A 14,377-nucleotide genomic window follows, 5' to 3' on the forward strand; every position below is an offset into this window, starting at 1 on the left:
AATGTTAACTCCAAAATTTAGTCTATTTGTTCTTGCTAGCTATTTTATCTTACCAATTATTGCATTGTTATTTCCAAACAAATATGTTAAATTAATCGTATTTGTGATATTTCTATTAGAAAATATTTTGGTGATAGGTCTGTATATAAAGGGCAAGTATTTTAACTAATCATCTTATTTTACAATACAATAGTAACAATAGTACCAAGAAAAAGCCTAACTTTTTATTTTGATTGAGTTGGGCTTTTTCATCTTATTCAGTTTTAATACTAGAACAGTATTTAGTTGTTTAATAATCTTATTTTATAGTGAATATATCATGTTTTTTCATAAACATAGATCATTTAGTTTTCACCAACTCCTGTAAAATAGCTTTATTCTTCTTCAAAACGGAAATGTAGAAAGTCTTGGTAGCTTCTTTGCCCGAGATAGGAATCTGGATACGTTGGCTATTCACAGTGGATTCTTCAGTGTTTTGTTAAGTAATATTGGTAGAAAAAGTTGGTAATTCAGAAGCATTTACCAAATCAACAAAGGCTACCCAATCTTTTTGAACAATAAACTTTGTTTGCGTCAGTTGATTGACTAATGGCTGCCAAATGCCTAGATCCGATCCGCAGCAGCATAATCAAATTAGCCAATTCTGCAAGTTTTATCTCTTTTCGTGTGGCATACGGGTGAGTCAAGGGAACGGATAAGTAAAGTTGCTCCATGAAAAGCCCCATGGAAAGAATATGCTCTTTTTTGATAGGATAGTCTGTTACAATGAAGTGAACGTTTTCGTCATCCAGAGCTTTTTCCAATTCGTCATTCGTCTTTTGCTCAATTTGAATGTGTTGCTCCAAGCCCTTTTCTTTTATACGACTTTTCAGTTCAAAGATAGCTCCCGGTGCATTAACACCACCAAAAATAGTACTTTCTTTTAATGCAAAATGTTGTACATCATCGAGAAATTTTTGTTTCAGAATTTTTTTGGTTAGTTTAACTGTTTGATGACCGGTTTCCGTGAAACTTAATTTATTTTTTTCGCTCAAAAAGAGTAACTCCCAATTCATCTTCCAGCATTTGCATATTTCGAGTTAAGGACGGCTGAGAGATGAGTAGGATTTCGGCTGCTTTAGACAAGGTTCCCTCCTGTGAGAAAACAATGAGTTGCTCCAAGTGTTGTAAATTCAGCATGATGTCTCCTTTTTGATCAATGAATTGGACAGTTTTAACTATAGGTAAAATGAATACTAATATTATCTATCGTTATTGTGCAATTTTTTATTTGTCTTGTAAAATGAAAGCAGAGAGTAGCACAAGTCATTCAAAACTATTCAAGTTCTATGCAAACCTTTTCAATTCGTAAAAAATCTGATATAATAAGAATGAAAAAAAGTTATTAGAGGAGAGTAGCATGTCTAAAAAAATTATTGGGATTGATTTAGGTGGTACATCTGTGAAGTTTGCGATTCTGACCCAAGAGGGAGAAGTTCAAGAAAAATGGTCTATTAAGACAAACATTTTAGATGAAGGTAGTCATATTGTTGATGATATGATTGAATCTATCAATCATCGCTTGCGACTATTGGGACTTGGGGCAGAAGATTTCATTGGAATTGGCATGGGTTCACCTGGTGTTGTGGATCGTGAAAAAGGAACGGTTATTGGGGCTTATAATCTCAATTGGAAAACTTTACAACCTGTAAAAGAAAAGATTGAGAAAGCAACTGGTATTTCTTTCTTTATTGATAATGACGCAAATGTAGCTGCTCTTGGCGAACGTTGGAAAGGTGCTGGTGAAAATCAGCCTGATGTTGTGTTTATGACTCTTGGAACAGGTGTCGGTGGCGGTATTGTTGCGGAAGGAAAATTACTGCACGGTGTAGCTGGAGCAGCTGGAGAGCTGGGACATATCACAGTTGATTTTGATCAGCCGATTCTCTGTACTTGTGGTAAAAAAGGTTGCCTAGAAACCGTAGCTTCTGCAACGGGAATTGTCAATTTAACGCGTCGCTACGCTGATGAATATGCTGGTGATGCAGAGCTGAAAAAATTGATTGATAACGGTGAAGACGTTAATGCAAAAATTGTCTTTGATTTGGCTAAAGCTGGTGATGAACTAGCCCTCATTGTTTATCGCAATTTTGCACGTTATCTTGGTATTGCTTGTGCCAACATTGGATCTATCTTAAATCCGTCAACGATTGTCATCGGTGGTGGCGTCTCTGCAGCAGGCGAATTTTTATTAGACGGTGTTCGTAAGGTCTATGAAGAAAATTCTTTCCCTCAAGTACGTACATCCACAAAACTTGCACTTGCAACGCTTGGAAATGATGCAGGCGTCATTGGAGCAGCTTCATTGGTTCTTCAATAATTCGCTAAAATGGAAGAATAATCCGAATAAGGCATTTACAATTATTATAAAATTTGTTATAATATTAGTTAGTGCGCAATGGAAGCACTAGAAAACGACTAATCCGCTGTGGTCTTGAACTGCAAGATTAGTAAGATAGGAGAAGAAAAATGAATCCATTAATCCAAAGCTTGACTGAAGGTCAACTTCGTACTGATATTCCTGCATTCCGTCCTGGTGACACTGTTCGTGTTCATGCGAAAGTTGTCGAAGGAAATCGCGAACGTATCCAAATTTTCGAAGGTGTGGTTATCGCTCGTAAAGGTGCTGGTATTTCAGAAAACTATACTGTTCGTAAAATCTCTAACGGTGTAGGTGTTGAACGTATCTTCCCACTTCACACACCACGTGTTGAAAAGATTGAAGTTGTTCGTTACGGTAAAGTACGTCGTGCGAAATTGTATTACCTTCGTGCATTGCAAGGTAAAGCAGCGCGTATCAAAGAAATTCGCCGTTAATGTAGAATTAACTCTGTCACTTGGCAGAGTTTTTCTCTAGTCCCCTTAGTTCAATGGATATAACAACTCCCTCCTAAGGAGTAGTTGCTGGTTCGATTCCGGCAGGGGACATATTTCAAAGGCTTCAAACGTTGATAAATCAGCGTTTCTTTTCTTTTTGTTCAAAATTTGTTCAAAATAGTTTCTACTGGCTTAAACCGTGGAAAAAGTCACGGATTTTATTGTCTTCACGGATAGCTTTTTCTTTGATTAAATGCCCGTAAGTCTCGCTGATTTGCTGAATATCTTTATGTCCCATATTCTTGGCGATTGCCCAGATGTCTATATCCATTGCCAGAAGTGTGCTTGCGTAAGTATGTCTTAAACCTGTACTAGTCATATTTGAAGGAGTAATAGACAATTCAGATAGTATCTTCTTTAATTGTTTATTGACTGCTGAATTTGTAGGTAGTCCAGATTGTTTATCAAAGAACAAACATTTGTCTGGATTAGAAACTTGATGGCTTCTTAAAACATACCTTTGTTCAGCCTTTAGCTTTTGTAAAATAGAGACTGTAGTATCATCAATCGGAATGTCACGGATAGAAGTTTCTGTTTTAGCTTTTGTCCAGCGTTTTCTTGTGCAATCATAGCGTCTATATGTTTTAACGGTCTTATTTTCAATATTGATACAATCCCAAGTTAAGCCAAGAACTTCTCCAAACCGCATACCTGTTTTCAGTTGGATATATAAGAGGTATGGAATGACGGATTCTTGATAATCGAGAAGATATTCTAGATACTGACAAAGTTTTTTATAATCTTCTAAGCTATGGATATATCTTTCATTTTTAGATTTCGGTGATTCTCTGCCAGATAGTACAACTCCTTCTGTGAATAAATCTATACTGAGCTTATCTTGCCTAGCAAAAATAAGGACACTTCGTATTTCTGCATTTAGGCGGCTGACATTATCACGACAATTTGTTTCAGCGTATTTATTGATAAATGCTTGATATTGGCTGGATGTGATGGATACAGCAGGTGAATCTCCAAAGTATTTTTGAATAAACTTTCCACGCAAGCGATGCTTGTTTTGTGTAGAATCCATTTTATTGAGTGGGATGATTTTTAAATGGTACCATTTTTCCCAAAGTTGAAAGAGACTGATGTTTTTATCAATGACCTTTCCTTGATGTAATTTAATTTCTTGGGTTAAACCTTCAATTTCAGCTTCTTTTTTGGTTTTAAATCCTGATTTTGATGTAATATAGTTCCCTTTTTTGTCAGTGATCCGATAAGACCACTTCCCTTTTTTCCCTCCGCGTTGCGTAATGTATAGTGACATGGTTACCTCTTTTCTAAGAAATCGATAACCAAGGTTTTATCTTGGTTATCTTATCATAATTCAAAAATTTTTGCAAAATGATCCTCGAAAAATTCTTTGGTTTTGCTTGCCAGAAAGTAATAGCGTCCACCTTGATTATCTGGGTATTTCACAAAACCATTGCTATTTTGATCAATGTCAATTTGCTTCCGAATTTCAGGCTTATAAAGCACGTTTTCGAGCAGCCATGGACGAGAGACGGAAAGAAGTTCTAAAACCTCAGAGAGCGTTAGATAACGCCCTTTTGAGGAGGTTTTTTTGAGTTCTTCATACTCGGAACGGTCAACGATAATTTTATCGGATGGGAGTTGTATCGTAATATTTTTTAAGTCAATTTGTAGGGTGGTTGGTTTCATAGGCAGTTAGTCCGTATCCATTTCTTGGTCAATGATGGTCACATCTTTGATGTGTCTGCTTTCGTGATAGCGTTTTGATTCTATAAATTTTGTAAAAAAGTAGGTACGATCCATAATCAATGTGAGTAGACGGGAGCTGTTGTATCTTGCATAGATCACAAGGTCTTGAAATTCGGTAAAATTGTAATCGTTAATAAGGCCAATGGTTTCATTGATAAAGCGCCCGGATTGTTGCTCAACGAGGAACTGATCGAGGTCAAACCCTGCACCGCTTTCAATATCTTCGATATCATAAGGTGTTTTGTCTGGGTTTTGTGCATGAGTAAAATAATCAAACATTCCCTTTGGAGATAAGACAATTTGCACCTTTTTAGGAGTGTTTAGATTTTCGGTAAGCAATTCTGATACTTGCGTATAGCTCTTTAAAGAATCAAAGAAGAGAGCCCCATGTTTGTGGGCTTTTAATAGTTCACCCGTTTTTTTGTCCACATCTCGGTCATGCCATGGACTCAGAATATAAGGGACTTGCATTTCTTCTAAAATGTCAAGATAATTGTCGGGCGCACTTTCTTTGTAGAGAAGAAAAGTCCATTTGTTGGAACGTTTTGTTGAAGGCATAGTATACCAATCTTTCTAATGATTTGATTATTGATTATTGAACTAATGGGGGTCGTAGTAACCCCATTAGTTCCTATCACAATTTCCCGCTGATAGCGGGAACCGCCCTTCTAGCTCGGCGGCTGCGCTAGGAACCGTCACCAGAATAGAAAAGACTACGCTATTTCTATCCTGCTTCCTGTTTGAAATGGGGTGCTTTTCTGCGGCTCTTTGTCTGTTCCGACAAAGCCGCAGAAGCACCTATTTGGTGCGAGTACCAATAGCTTGATAAACGCGGTAGCTTTCAAGCGTGAAATCGTTAAAGCTATAGGCTGGGTCTAGCTCTGTCAGCTGATTTTTAATATCGGGTAATAACTCTTTGACCATTTTCATAGCTTTATGATTAACTGGTAACTTTATAGAAACGAAGATTTTATCTTCTTCGCATTCGACTGTTAAAGACCATAACGAGCGATTGGCAAGGCGCTTATCAGCAACGCTGTAAGGAATCTTATCTTGTCCGATATTCAGAGACTTTTCAGAGGTAGTATATGCAAATCTTCGGATTTTATTTGTGTAATAAAGAGATTTCCACAAATTGAGTTTTTGATTTGACAACCATTTTATCGCTGTTATCCCAAGAAGTAATAGGAACAGTCTCAATGCGAGGACTAACAGTTTTGAGGAAAGAAAAGTAAAGATATTTGTGATTAGTATAGGTGTTTGAAAAACAACTAAGAATAATTTGAGGAGAAGTCCGCTTCCGCCTGTCATAAGTAGAGCAAGACTTAAAAGATAAAAAGTATTATAGAAATTAAAATTTTTAAAATAATATTTAAACATAATATAAATGTACCTCGTTAATACGTTGGCGTCAGTAGTGGCATAATGTGATTGTTGTGCTGATCATCTGTAAACTTGATGATACCTGTCCCGATGCCAGCTGGGACAACAATATTGTCAATATTTGCATGAGGCAATAAGAACTGCGTTGTATTCGTGTTGATGTCACCTAAAATAATGGCGCAATTGATTTGTTCTCGAACGGCTGTATTTCCACCAAAGGCAGTTGCGTCAAAGCGTTGAGAGATGAGAATCAAGCTGACTTGTGTCTCACGCCCTAAAAGGGCAATCGTTCCAAGCAATTGAGAGAAAGTATCTCTTGCTTGCTTCGAGCTGCCTTGCACTAAAGCAAGGAGTTCATCAATTACAACGTAAATCTTTGAAAAATTTGTAGTAGGATTGATGAGCAATTTCTGTTGTCGCTCGTAAATCTTGTTTATCACTCGTCCTAGAAGTTCGTTGACTTCTGTAATAAAGCTATTGAGATTAGAGCCAAAGGTTGGAGATAAGACTTCTAAGTTTAGCTCTCTTCCTAGTTTGTAAATTTGAGATAATTTTGGATCAACGAGCAAGAGATGAGTAGCGGTATCAGCGTTTAAGCATCTAATTAAATATTCAGTGAATTTTGATTTTCCTGACCCTGATGAACCGCTAATGGCTAGGTGAACAATGTTGTCCATATTTAGATTGACCTGGTTTGCCATGATTGGAATGCGGTTGCTAGTTACTTCTGTAGTAATAAACTGGTCAATGTTTTCAATCATCAAGCGCTCTGGAATCCCGTCAATCCACGGGAAAAAGAGGGCTCGTGCAAGGTTGGGCTCTTCGGGGTCAAAGGGAACAAAGTACGCGTTGGTTTGTGGTAAAAGGGTTTTGTAGGGGTATAGAATTCCTGAACATATCGAATAGATTTTCATATAAAGTTGATTGTCAAGGGAGTAGGAAACGGGCAGATTTGGCAGATAGAGAAAGCCACGGTCATTGCCTGCCAAACGAATCATAAACGAATTGGTGTAGCTCGTCTCACCGTTGACGTCTAAAGCATTGTTTAGGTTTCTCTGGATAAAAGTGCATAACTCATGCGGGTCACGGAAGGCCCCACTAGATGCGGTTGGCTCTAGTGGGTTTCGTGACCGTTGAGCTTGCTTTTGATGTTGCATGCTCAAACTCATGATTTCACCTCATGTACTTCATCAGCACGGAAGTAGATATTGTAACGAACTTCACAGGCTTCTAAGTTGTCAAAGCTGACGGCAGACAAGTAGCTTGGCAGCGCAATCTTTTTGGCAAACTTTACGGTGAAAGGTGGCAGCCCTTCCTGTGTAAACCAAGCGCGATAAGCTACAATCTCATCTGTACGATGATTATTTTCAAAACGATATTGCGGTTCTAGTTCTGTACTCAAGAGATAAATCTCTTTGTTTGAATCAAGTGTATGATTAGCGAGTTCTGAACTATAACCAGATTGAGTGAGTTTCCTCATGGGCGGAAAACCTCCTTGTTAGTTTTTATTTTTGCAAGTGGGCCCCTTGCCTGATTATATACTACATCATTTTTTTAAGACATACATTAGAATTTTCTGTATAATTTTTACTGAAAAAATCCGATTTTTAAAATAAACAAATTGTTTTATCATTTAAAGGACTAAATCCATTTAGAATCATAAATTTCTTTATAGTTGGAAACTCTCCATTTGTTTGTATTCCAAAGGTTATTGTCTTTATTTGATTAGATTATATGAAATTTTTTCAAGACATATAATAGACTTTATGATATAATTTGAACTGAAAAAATCCGATTAAAGAAGGGAAATAAATTGTTTTATCATTTAAAAAAATATATCTACTCAGAATCGCAAAAAAGAATAAATAATAGAATAGATTCTATCAATCAGAAACGTTTAGAGCAAAAAAGAGCCGGAAAAAGGGTTTCTAAATTGACCAAAGGAAAACTATATCCAAATAAAACTCAAAAAATTATCAGACTCTTAACAACTGATGCCATTGATATTACTTCTGAATTTTTATCTCCAGCTATTGCCAACTCTATCCTTTTCAATATGAAATATGAAGATAAAGTGATTTATCAAAATGAAGAAGATAAAGAAGGCAAACAGTTTAAAAAAGAAAAACGAGAAAACTTAGAATTTTTAAATGTATCTGAAATTTATTGGGGAACAGATGAAGAAATGAATACTTCTAGTTGGAAATTCCATTTTCTGGCAAATTTATTTCGAGATATATTAGATCATCAATTTGAAGAAGATTGTTTTGATATAGAGGAAAATAGAGAAAAGGCAAGAGAATTGGTTGAAGAGACACTACAAGAATATGTTCCCTATGCTAGTTATCAAGCATATGAACAAGTCTTTACAAAGGAAGATTTTCACGCAGAATTTATAGAGTATCAGTTGGGAGAATATACTCCTACATTACTGGATATTCATTATAAGGAGCGACATGTCAATGCTTTTGAAGGTGCTATCTTTTATTTTTGTCAATTAGCCCTCTCTGATACTTTAGTTGATAAATTCTCTTTTTTAATCAACCAACCTCTAAGGTACGAAAGTAAAGAAAAAAAACAATTTGTCGTGAAGTATACAGAAGCCAATTTTCGCTATTTTGATAAATTTATAATTTCTTTTATTGAATACACACTGATTCCTATTTTAGAAGATAGAAAAAATTTTATTCAATTTTCATTAGGGAAGAGGGTTTATCAATTAATTGTTCAAGATTTAGAAATGGAAGCATTTATAGAATTTCAAAATCTAACAAACGGTAAAAATAAAGATACTTATGATAAATTCATTGAATCTGAGGCTTATATTTTAGGACTTATTGAATTGCTTGAAGCGAGTAGCAGCTATCTAGACAGACTAAGTGATATTCAACTAAATTCACACGGAGATATAGAGCTTCAATATTTTAATAGTGAAGTGTTCAAGGAAGATACTTCTGACAAGTATTTTTCTTCTCAAAGATGTGCTTATCTAAAAAACTTATCTATGGAAAAACTGTAGAAATTCTATTTTTATAAAAACAAAAACAACTTAAAATCTTAGTTCTAAGTTGTTTTTTTATTTATAGATTGATTTAAAACGCTCAACTCTCTAATAATACGGTAATGGCATCAATCACTTTCTTTTGTTTTTCTTGTGGGAGTGATTTCAGATGTTGCACCAATTGGGTCAAATCATCTTCTTTTTCCTTATCTGGTACCATATCAAAAAAGGTTTCAATATCAACTTCTAGGGCTTGCATCACCCTTTCAAGAGTGTTGATTTTGACATTTGGGGCAAGATGCTCTAGTTTATAAACGTAATTTGTGCCTAAATCCGCTCGTTCTTCCAGTTGTTCTTGGGTCATTCCTCTTTCTAATCTTAAAAGGCGGATTCTTTTCCCAATGTAATCTCGTAATAATTCTTTCATATCGTACCTCTTTTTCTCCATGATACCGATTTTTAGGAAGAAAGATAACTTCTCAAAAGGTTGATTAATAACTTTACAAGATTGGTTTTAGGTGCTATAATCAATCTGTGACAACTTTTTAAGGTTGGATAGGGGAACGTTTTTCTCAAAAATTTTTCAAAAATCATGCTAAATACTTGACAAAAACGCTTGTTATACTACATATAACAAGGCTTGACTTTGGAGTCAAGCCTTCCTAAAAGTAAAAAAACAGGAGGAACTATGGGAAACAAGGTTATTAAAGGTACAGCAACAGGGGCTATAGCACTAGCTGCGTTTGGTGTAGCTAGCGGGGCAACTGTTCAGGCAGAAGAATTGACCAAACCGTCAACTACTCTGTCTTCTGATGTAAGAGCACCCAAGGCGCATAATATTAAAGTTTTAGACGGTGTTCTATTGACAAAGGATGGTGCTGCGGTCACCACCACCCCAACAGAGAAGACGGTTGAGGAAGCGCATGGGATTAAGCAACAAGCCGATCAAGCGGTGACCGACCAAGCCGGGAAAGTAGCTGAAAGTGCCCAAATGGAAGCCAACAGCCAAAAGGCGGTAGAAGATGCGACCGCAAAAGTAGCCGAAGCGGAGAAGAATAAGGCTGCCGCTACACCAGATGCGATTGCCCAAGCGGAAAAAGGCGTAGCTGATACGCAAAAAGAGATTGCACAAAATCAAAAAGCAAGTGATACCGCAGCTAATGCCACACAAAAAGCGACTGACGCGGCGACTGCCCAAAAACAAGCGGTAGAACAAGCCCAAAAAGGGGTAGAAGCTGGACAAAAAGCTGTTGATACGGCTAAAAAAGGTGTCGATACCGCCAAAGCAGCGCTCGATGGCACAGGCGAACAAAAAGCACTTGATGAACAAAAAGCCGCCAACAAAGGCTTAGAAGATGCCAAAAAGGCAGAAAGCGATGCCACTCAAAAATTGGTAGACGCTAAAAAGGCAGATACCAACCGTCATGCCCAAATCAAGGACTTGAAAGACCAAGCAGCCGCTCAAAGCAAAACGGCAACCGACACGGCAACCGATGCGGCTGCGAAAAAGACAGCGGATAGCGCTGCTAAAGCGGATGTCAGCACTGCTAAAAAGGCCGTAGAAACAGCTCAGGCAGCCCTTGACGGGACGGGTGCCCAAAAGGTCTTGGACGAACAAAAAGCTGCTGAGAAGGCTCTTTCTAACGCCAAAACCAAAGAAGTGGAAGCCGCTCAAAAATTGGACGAAGCCAAGAAAGCAGACGCCGATCGTGATGCCAAAATCAAAGACTTAACCACAAAAGAGACAGAACAAGCTGTAGCTAAAACAGACGCCGAAAATGCCCTTGCGGAAGCTAAGAAAAATGCCGAAGCCAAGAAAGCAGCCAAAGAAGCAGCCGAAGCCAAACGTGATGCGTTGCAGAAAGAATTGGATGCTAAGAAGAAGTTATCTACTATCACCGTACCACAATATGTGATTGATGCTTATAAGAAGTATCTAGCATCCGATCAATTAGAAGCTGATAAGGATGCGCTTCAAGACGTCTTCAACAAGTGGATTGAAGAAGGTGCTTACGACATTGAACGGGATGGAAATGTACCAATTGACCCATCAACCGTTGATCCAGCTCATATGACCCGTGAACAAGCAAAAGCCTTAACCCAATATTATGCACACTTAGTTACAGCAGTGCGTCGCCAAATCTGGGGTACTAAGGTGAAGACTTACACCACCGAAGAAGCAATGGACTATGTGCAAAAAGTTGCGGATGCTTATGCAAAAGAAAACAAACCATGGTCATCTGGTCACAGTCATACCGCTCTGGCTGCTGGTGAAACACCTTCTTCAAAATTGACATGGATTACAGAAAATATCGCTGGTATGTCTTATCGCACTACAACCATGACGGAAATGTATCGTTTCATTGCTGGTAAAATCATTGACATGATTGTAAATGATTATTATAGTGATTTTGGTCATACTAAAAACATGATTAGTGGTGATCAATACGACGACGTTATCGGTGTCGCATCCAGTGTGACCCCAAACGGACTTGGTCGCATGCACTATGTGGGATTCAGTGATAAATATGCCGGTCAAGCCCTACCAGACCCATATGACACGACGCAATTGGAAAAAGACTTGGCTCAAGCCGAAAGTGACTTTCAAGCAGCACTCACAGCCTTCAATGAAGCCAATGGGGTTCTGACTGCTAAACAAGCTGCTTTTGATGCAGCTCATCAAGCACTGAGCACGACACAAAGCGAATTGGCTACTGTACGCAACCAAGCGCTCCAAACACCTAGCGCTGAAATGGCACACCGTGCAGCAGTTGCAACGCGTACTAGCGCAGAAACCCGCAAAGCGAGTGCAGACAAAGCGGTTGCCAACCTCAACGCATCGATTCAAGAAAAACAAGTTGCATTGCAAAAAGCGCAAGCGGTCTTGGCTGCTAAAGAAGAAGCGGCTCAAAAGGCTGCGACCGCCCTTCGTGAAGCAGAAACCAAAGCAATGGAAGCGCAACAGATGCTCAACGCTACCAAAGCCAAATTGGCAGCACTCACCGGGGTGAAAGACGCTACACCAGCGGCTAATGAAGCCCTTGAAAAAGCAACGACTGCTCGCAAGGATGCACAAGCTCGTAAAGATGCGGCAGACAAAGCGGTTGCCAACTTGAACGCATCTATCAAGGAAAAACAAGCAGCACTTCGTACCGCAGAACAAGCCTTGACGGCAGCTGAAAACAACTTGGCTGTGTTGAAAGCAAGTAAAGCAAATGAAGATGCCAAATTGGTAGCTGCTGAACAAGCGGTAGCCGATGCTAAAGCCGTGGAAGCCAAATTGGTGGCGGAAGCGAAGACACTTGAAAGTAAGTTGAAAGACCAACAAAACTTGCTTGCCATGTATAAGAATGCAGATAAGTTGCTTGGTGAAGCGGTATCAAAACAATTGGAAGCAAGTGCGAAACATAAGGAAGCCGTTGCGAAAACATTAGAAGCGCGTAGTAAACTGGCGGAACTGTTGAAAGACCAAAAGGATGCAAATAGCCAGTATGATGCGGTGAAGAAGGCTTATGAGGAGTGGGTTGCTTCTAAGAAAGCAGCAGAAGAAAAAGCACAAGCTCTTTCAATACGTCAAGCTGCCAAACCAATGACCACAAGCAAAAAGATTCGCCCAACCATTCACTCAAGCTATATTTATAGCCGAGCTGACAAACAACTCCCACAAACTGGAGAAAAAGGTTCATGGCTGGCATTGATAGGTATGGGAATCTTAGCAAGTCTTAGCTTTGGTGTACGTAGAAAACAGGGAAGAAAAGGATAAGGAAATATGACAGAAGAAAAGTTAGCCGTTAGTGATTTTAATAGAGAAGAATTGCTTGATATTTTGACTTTGCTTTATGTACAAGGGGATAAAATTGTAACTCTTAACAATAAAATGCAAAATACAATTAAAGCAAACCGTCAACTAAGACTACAGCAAGCAACTAAAAGAAAAAAGAACAGAATAGCCAATATAATTGGAATTGTTTTTGCTGTAGCATTTTTTGCCAGTTCAGAGAGCAATTTCTTTATTACTATACTACAGCTCCCAATAGGATATGTAATAGGGCAGGTTACTGCGAAAATATTCATGTTTCTAACTGAAAAGATGAATGAAAAGATAAGTGAAATCACTAAACATGAAAAACGATCTCTTTTTTTCCCAAAAATTACAATTAATTATGGTTTAACACGTAAACAAGCTGAGAAAGTGTCAGAAGAAGCAACTCTTGAAGCAACAAATACAACGCAGTATCAATCGTATAATCAAGAAAAACAAGATTTAGAAAATGATCCAACCTTCTCATATTTCATTTCTCTTATTCCTGATAATTTTTGCAAATTAGAAGACTTTGCGGGAATGATTGTTCTTTTGAAAGATTACCGTGCAATGAATTTTCAAGAAGTAGCTAATCTATGGCGTACAGAACAACATCAACAACAAATGTTACAACAGCAAAAACAATTAGAGAAACAATTGCATCAAAATTATGATCAAGTAATGGCAGAGGTTCGCGAATCTGCGAATCGCTTACGGCAAGACATGCAAAATGCTCGAAATGAATCTTCAAAAATCAATAGAAACCTTGAAGATATTAGACGTAATGGGGTAGGTATTAAATCAAGATTGATATAGTATGTAAAATGAAACTGACTTAGAATTATTTCACATGAGGGAAAAAGTCAATATAAAAGCTCTGGTATCTAAAAATACTAGAGCTTTTATAGTATAATAAAAATAAATTAAGGCAGAATTCTTTTTTCAGCAATCTTATAGATTTCAGAATCACTCCGTTTGCCAATCGCAATGACCTCTATAATCTCAATTCCGTTGCTTGTTTCTCTAAAGATAACTCTTAAACCTAATTTTCTATGTTTTAATTTGCGATAGCCTGCTAACTTACCGTGGAGAGCTTCACCGACTTTAGGACCATTTTGTTCTAGTTTGAGTAAAGATTTTCTAACATGAATGATTTGACTATTATCTAATTTAGCTAAATCATTTTGAGCATCTGGAGTTAATTCAACTTGGTAGGTCATTCCCAATCGTCCTCAATTTCATCTAAGCCGTCTCTCCAATTTTTCCCAAAAATTTCATCAACAGTCAAATTTTTACGAATACTAATTTCAAAAGGTATTTTTTGCTCGGTTAAAATTTTTCTGAAATAGATATTGATAGCCGTTGTGTAGTCTAGTCCCATTTCTGATAAAATTTTCCCTACATTTTCTTTTAGGTCGGAATCAATATTCAAATTTAATCTTGACTTATTTTTTGTGAGAGCCATTTTTGCACCTCCTTTTATATCATAAGTATATTATACACCCAATGTCTTCATCTGTCAATTTGATATAAAAGAACTCCTTAAAGTGTTA

At 37.6% G+C, this 14,377-nt stretch carries 16 protein-coding genes and 1 tRNA gene; 6 read left to right on the plus strand and 11 right to left on the minus strand.

Features of this window, described 5'->3' with window-relative positions; all coding sequences use genetic code 11:
- Positions 1 to 527: 527 nt before the first annotated feature.
- Positions 528 to 1,034 (minus strand): LysR substrate-binding domain-containing protein, encoded by a 507-nt coding sequence (locus ACOMA9_RS02350; protein WP_330944940.1) that lies wholly within the window; start codon positions 1,032 to 1,034, stop codon positions 528 to 530.
- Positions 1,018 to 1,179, minus strand: coding sequence for a LysR family transcriptional regulator (locus ACOMA9_RS02355; protein ID WP_247906616.1), 162 nt, complete (start codon positions 1,177 to 1,179; stop codon positions 1,018 to 1,020). The genes ACOMA9_RS02350 and ACOMA9_RS02355 overlap by 17 nt, the downstream gene beginning before the upstream one ends.
- A 220-nt stretch (positions 1,180 to 1,399) precedes the next feature.
- Between ACOMA9_RS02355 and ACOMA9_RS02360 the strand changes: the two genes are divergently transcribed.
- The 3 genes from ACOMA9_RS02360 (at position 1,400) to ACOMA9_RS02370 (ending at position 2,967) form a co-directional block, all read left to right on the plus strand.
- Positions 1,400 to 2,359 carry an ROK family glucokinase gene (locus ACOMA9_RS02360; RefSeq protein WP_003042755.1) on the plus strand — a complete coding sequence of 320 codons (960 nt, stop codon included), beginning with the start codon at positions 1,400 to 1,402 and terminating at the stop codon, positions 2,357 to 2,359.
- Positions 2,360 to 2,508: 149 nt separating this feature from the next.
- Complete coding sequence (gene rplS / locus ACOMA9_RS02365) at positions 2,509 to 2,856, plus strand: 50S ribosomal protein L19 (RefSeq protein ID WP_003024326.1); 348 nt, start codon at positions 2,509 to 2,511, stop codon at positions 2,854 to 2,856.
- A gap of 39 nt (positions 2,857 to 2,895) precedes the next feature.
- A tRNA-Arg gene (locus ACOMA9_RS02370) sits at positions 2,896 to 2,967 on the plus strand.
- Positions 2,968 to 3,040: 73 nt separating this feature from the next.
- Here the strand turns inward: ACOMA9_RS02370 and ACOMA9_RS02375 are convergent.
- The 6 genes from ACOMA9_RS02375 to ACOMA9_RS02400 all read right to left on the minus strand — a co-directional run bounded on the left by ACOMA9_RS02375 (position 3,041) and on the right by ACOMA9_RS02400 (position 7,501).
- The gene (locus ACOMA9_RS02375; protein ID WP_270737057.1) at positions 3,041 to 4,183 is read right to left on the minus strand and encodes a site-specific integrase; all 1,143 of its coding nucleotides are present in this window, start codon (positions 4,181 to 4,183) and stop codon (positions 3,041 to 3,043) included.
- Positions 4,184 to 4,236: 53 nt separating this feature from the next.
- Positions 4,237 to 4,578, minus strand: coding sequence for a DUF771 domain-containing protein (locus ACOMA9_RS02380; RefSeq protein WP_270737056.1), 342 nt, complete (start codon positions 4,576 to 4,578; stop codon positions 4,237 to 4,239).
- Between the two features lie 6 nt (positions 4,579 to 4,584).
- A complete protein-coding gene (locus tag ACOMA9_RS02385) occupies positions 4,585 to 5,196 on the minus strand; it encodes a replication protein (RefSeq protein WP_330944939.1) in 612 nt (203 codons plus the stop codon).
- Positions 5,197 to 5,436: 240 nt separating this feature from the next.
- Entirely contained in the window at positions 5,437 to 5,793 is a 357-nt protein-coding gene (locus tag ACOMA9_RS02390; RefSeq protein WP_330944938.1) for a hypothetical protein, read from the minus strand.
- 242 nt (positions 5,794 to 6,035) lie between these two features.
- The gene (locus tag ACOMA9_RS02395) at positions 6,036 to 7,190 is read right to left on the minus strand and encodes a helicase HerA domain-containing protein (RefSeq protein WP_270737053.1); all 1,155 of its coding nucleotides are present in this window, start codon (positions 7,188 to 7,190) and stop codon (positions 6,036 to 6,038) included.
- Positions 7,187 to 7,501 (minus strand): hypothetical protein, encoded by a 315-nt coding sequence (locus ACOMA9_RS02400; protein WP_330944937.1) that lies wholly within the window; start codon positions 7,499 to 7,501, stop codon positions 7,187 to 7,189. Before ACOMA9_RS02400 ends, ACOMA9_RS02395 begins: the two co-directional genes overlap by 4 nt.
- Positions 7,502 to 7,834: 333 nt before the next feature.
- Between ACOMA9_RS02400 and ACOMA9_RS02405 the strand changes: the two genes are divergently transcribed.
- Positions 7,835 to 9,040 carry a hypothetical protein gene (locus ACOMA9_RS02405; protein WP_270737051.1) on the plus strand — a complete coding sequence of 402 codons (1,206 nt, stop codon included), beginning with the start codon at positions 7,835 to 7,837 and terminating at the stop codon, positions 9,038 to 9,040.
- Positions 9,041 to 9,122: 82 nt separating this feature from the next.
- On the opposite strand, the gene ACOMA9_RS02410 is transcribed toward ACOMA9_RS02405, so the two are convergent.
- Positions 9,123 to 9,449: a helix-turn-helix domain-containing protein gene (locus ACOMA9_RS02410; RefSeq protein WP_003031298.1), complete on the minus strand. Its 327-nt coding sequence runs from the start codon at positions 9,447 to 9,449 to the stop codon at positions 9,123 to 9,125.
- Between the two features lie 261 nt (positions 9,450 to 9,710).
- On the opposite strand from ACOMA9_RS02410, the gene ACOMA9_RS02415 reads away from it, so the two are divergent.
- Positions 9,711 to 12,785 (plus strand): SEC10/PgrA surface exclusion domain-containing protein, encoded by a 3,075-nt coding sequence (locus ACOMA9_RS02415; RefSeq protein ID WP_421424546.1) that lies wholly within the window; start codon positions 9,711 to 9,713, stop codon positions 12,783 to 12,785.
- Between the two features lie 6 nt (positions 12,786 to 12,791).
- Positions 12,792 to 13,640: a hypothetical protein gene (locus ACOMA9_RS02420; protein WP_268733972.1), complete on the plus strand. Its 849-nt coding sequence runs from the start codon at positions 12,792 to 12,794 to the stop codon at positions 13,638 to 13,640.
- Positions 13,641 to 13,747: 107 nt separating this feature from the next.
- On the opposite strand, the gene ACOMA9_RS02425 is transcribed toward ACOMA9_RS02420, so the two are convergent.
- A complete protein-coding gene (locus tag ACOMA9_RS02425; RefSeq protein ID WP_003024343.1) occupies positions 13,748 to 14,044 on the minus strand; it encodes a type II toxin-antitoxin system RelE family toxin in 297 nt (98 codons plus the stop codon).
- Positions 14,041 to 14,289: a type II toxin-antitoxin system RelB/DinJ family antitoxin gene (locus ACOMA9_RS02430; protein WP_003029583.1), complete on the minus strand. Its 249-nt coding sequence runs from the start codon at positions 14,287 to 14,289 to the stop codon at positions 14,041 to 14,043. Before ACOMA9_RS02430 ends, ACOMA9_RS02425 begins: the two co-directional genes overlap by 4 nt.
- Positions 14,290 to 14,377: the final 88 nt, after the last annotated feature.

Origin of the sequence: Streptococcus atopicus (assembly GCF_049166725.1) — a bacterium.
In the GTDB taxonomy this organism is placed as follows: Bacteria; Bacillota; Bacilli; order Lactobacillales; family Streptococcaceae; genus Streptococcus; species Streptococcus hominis.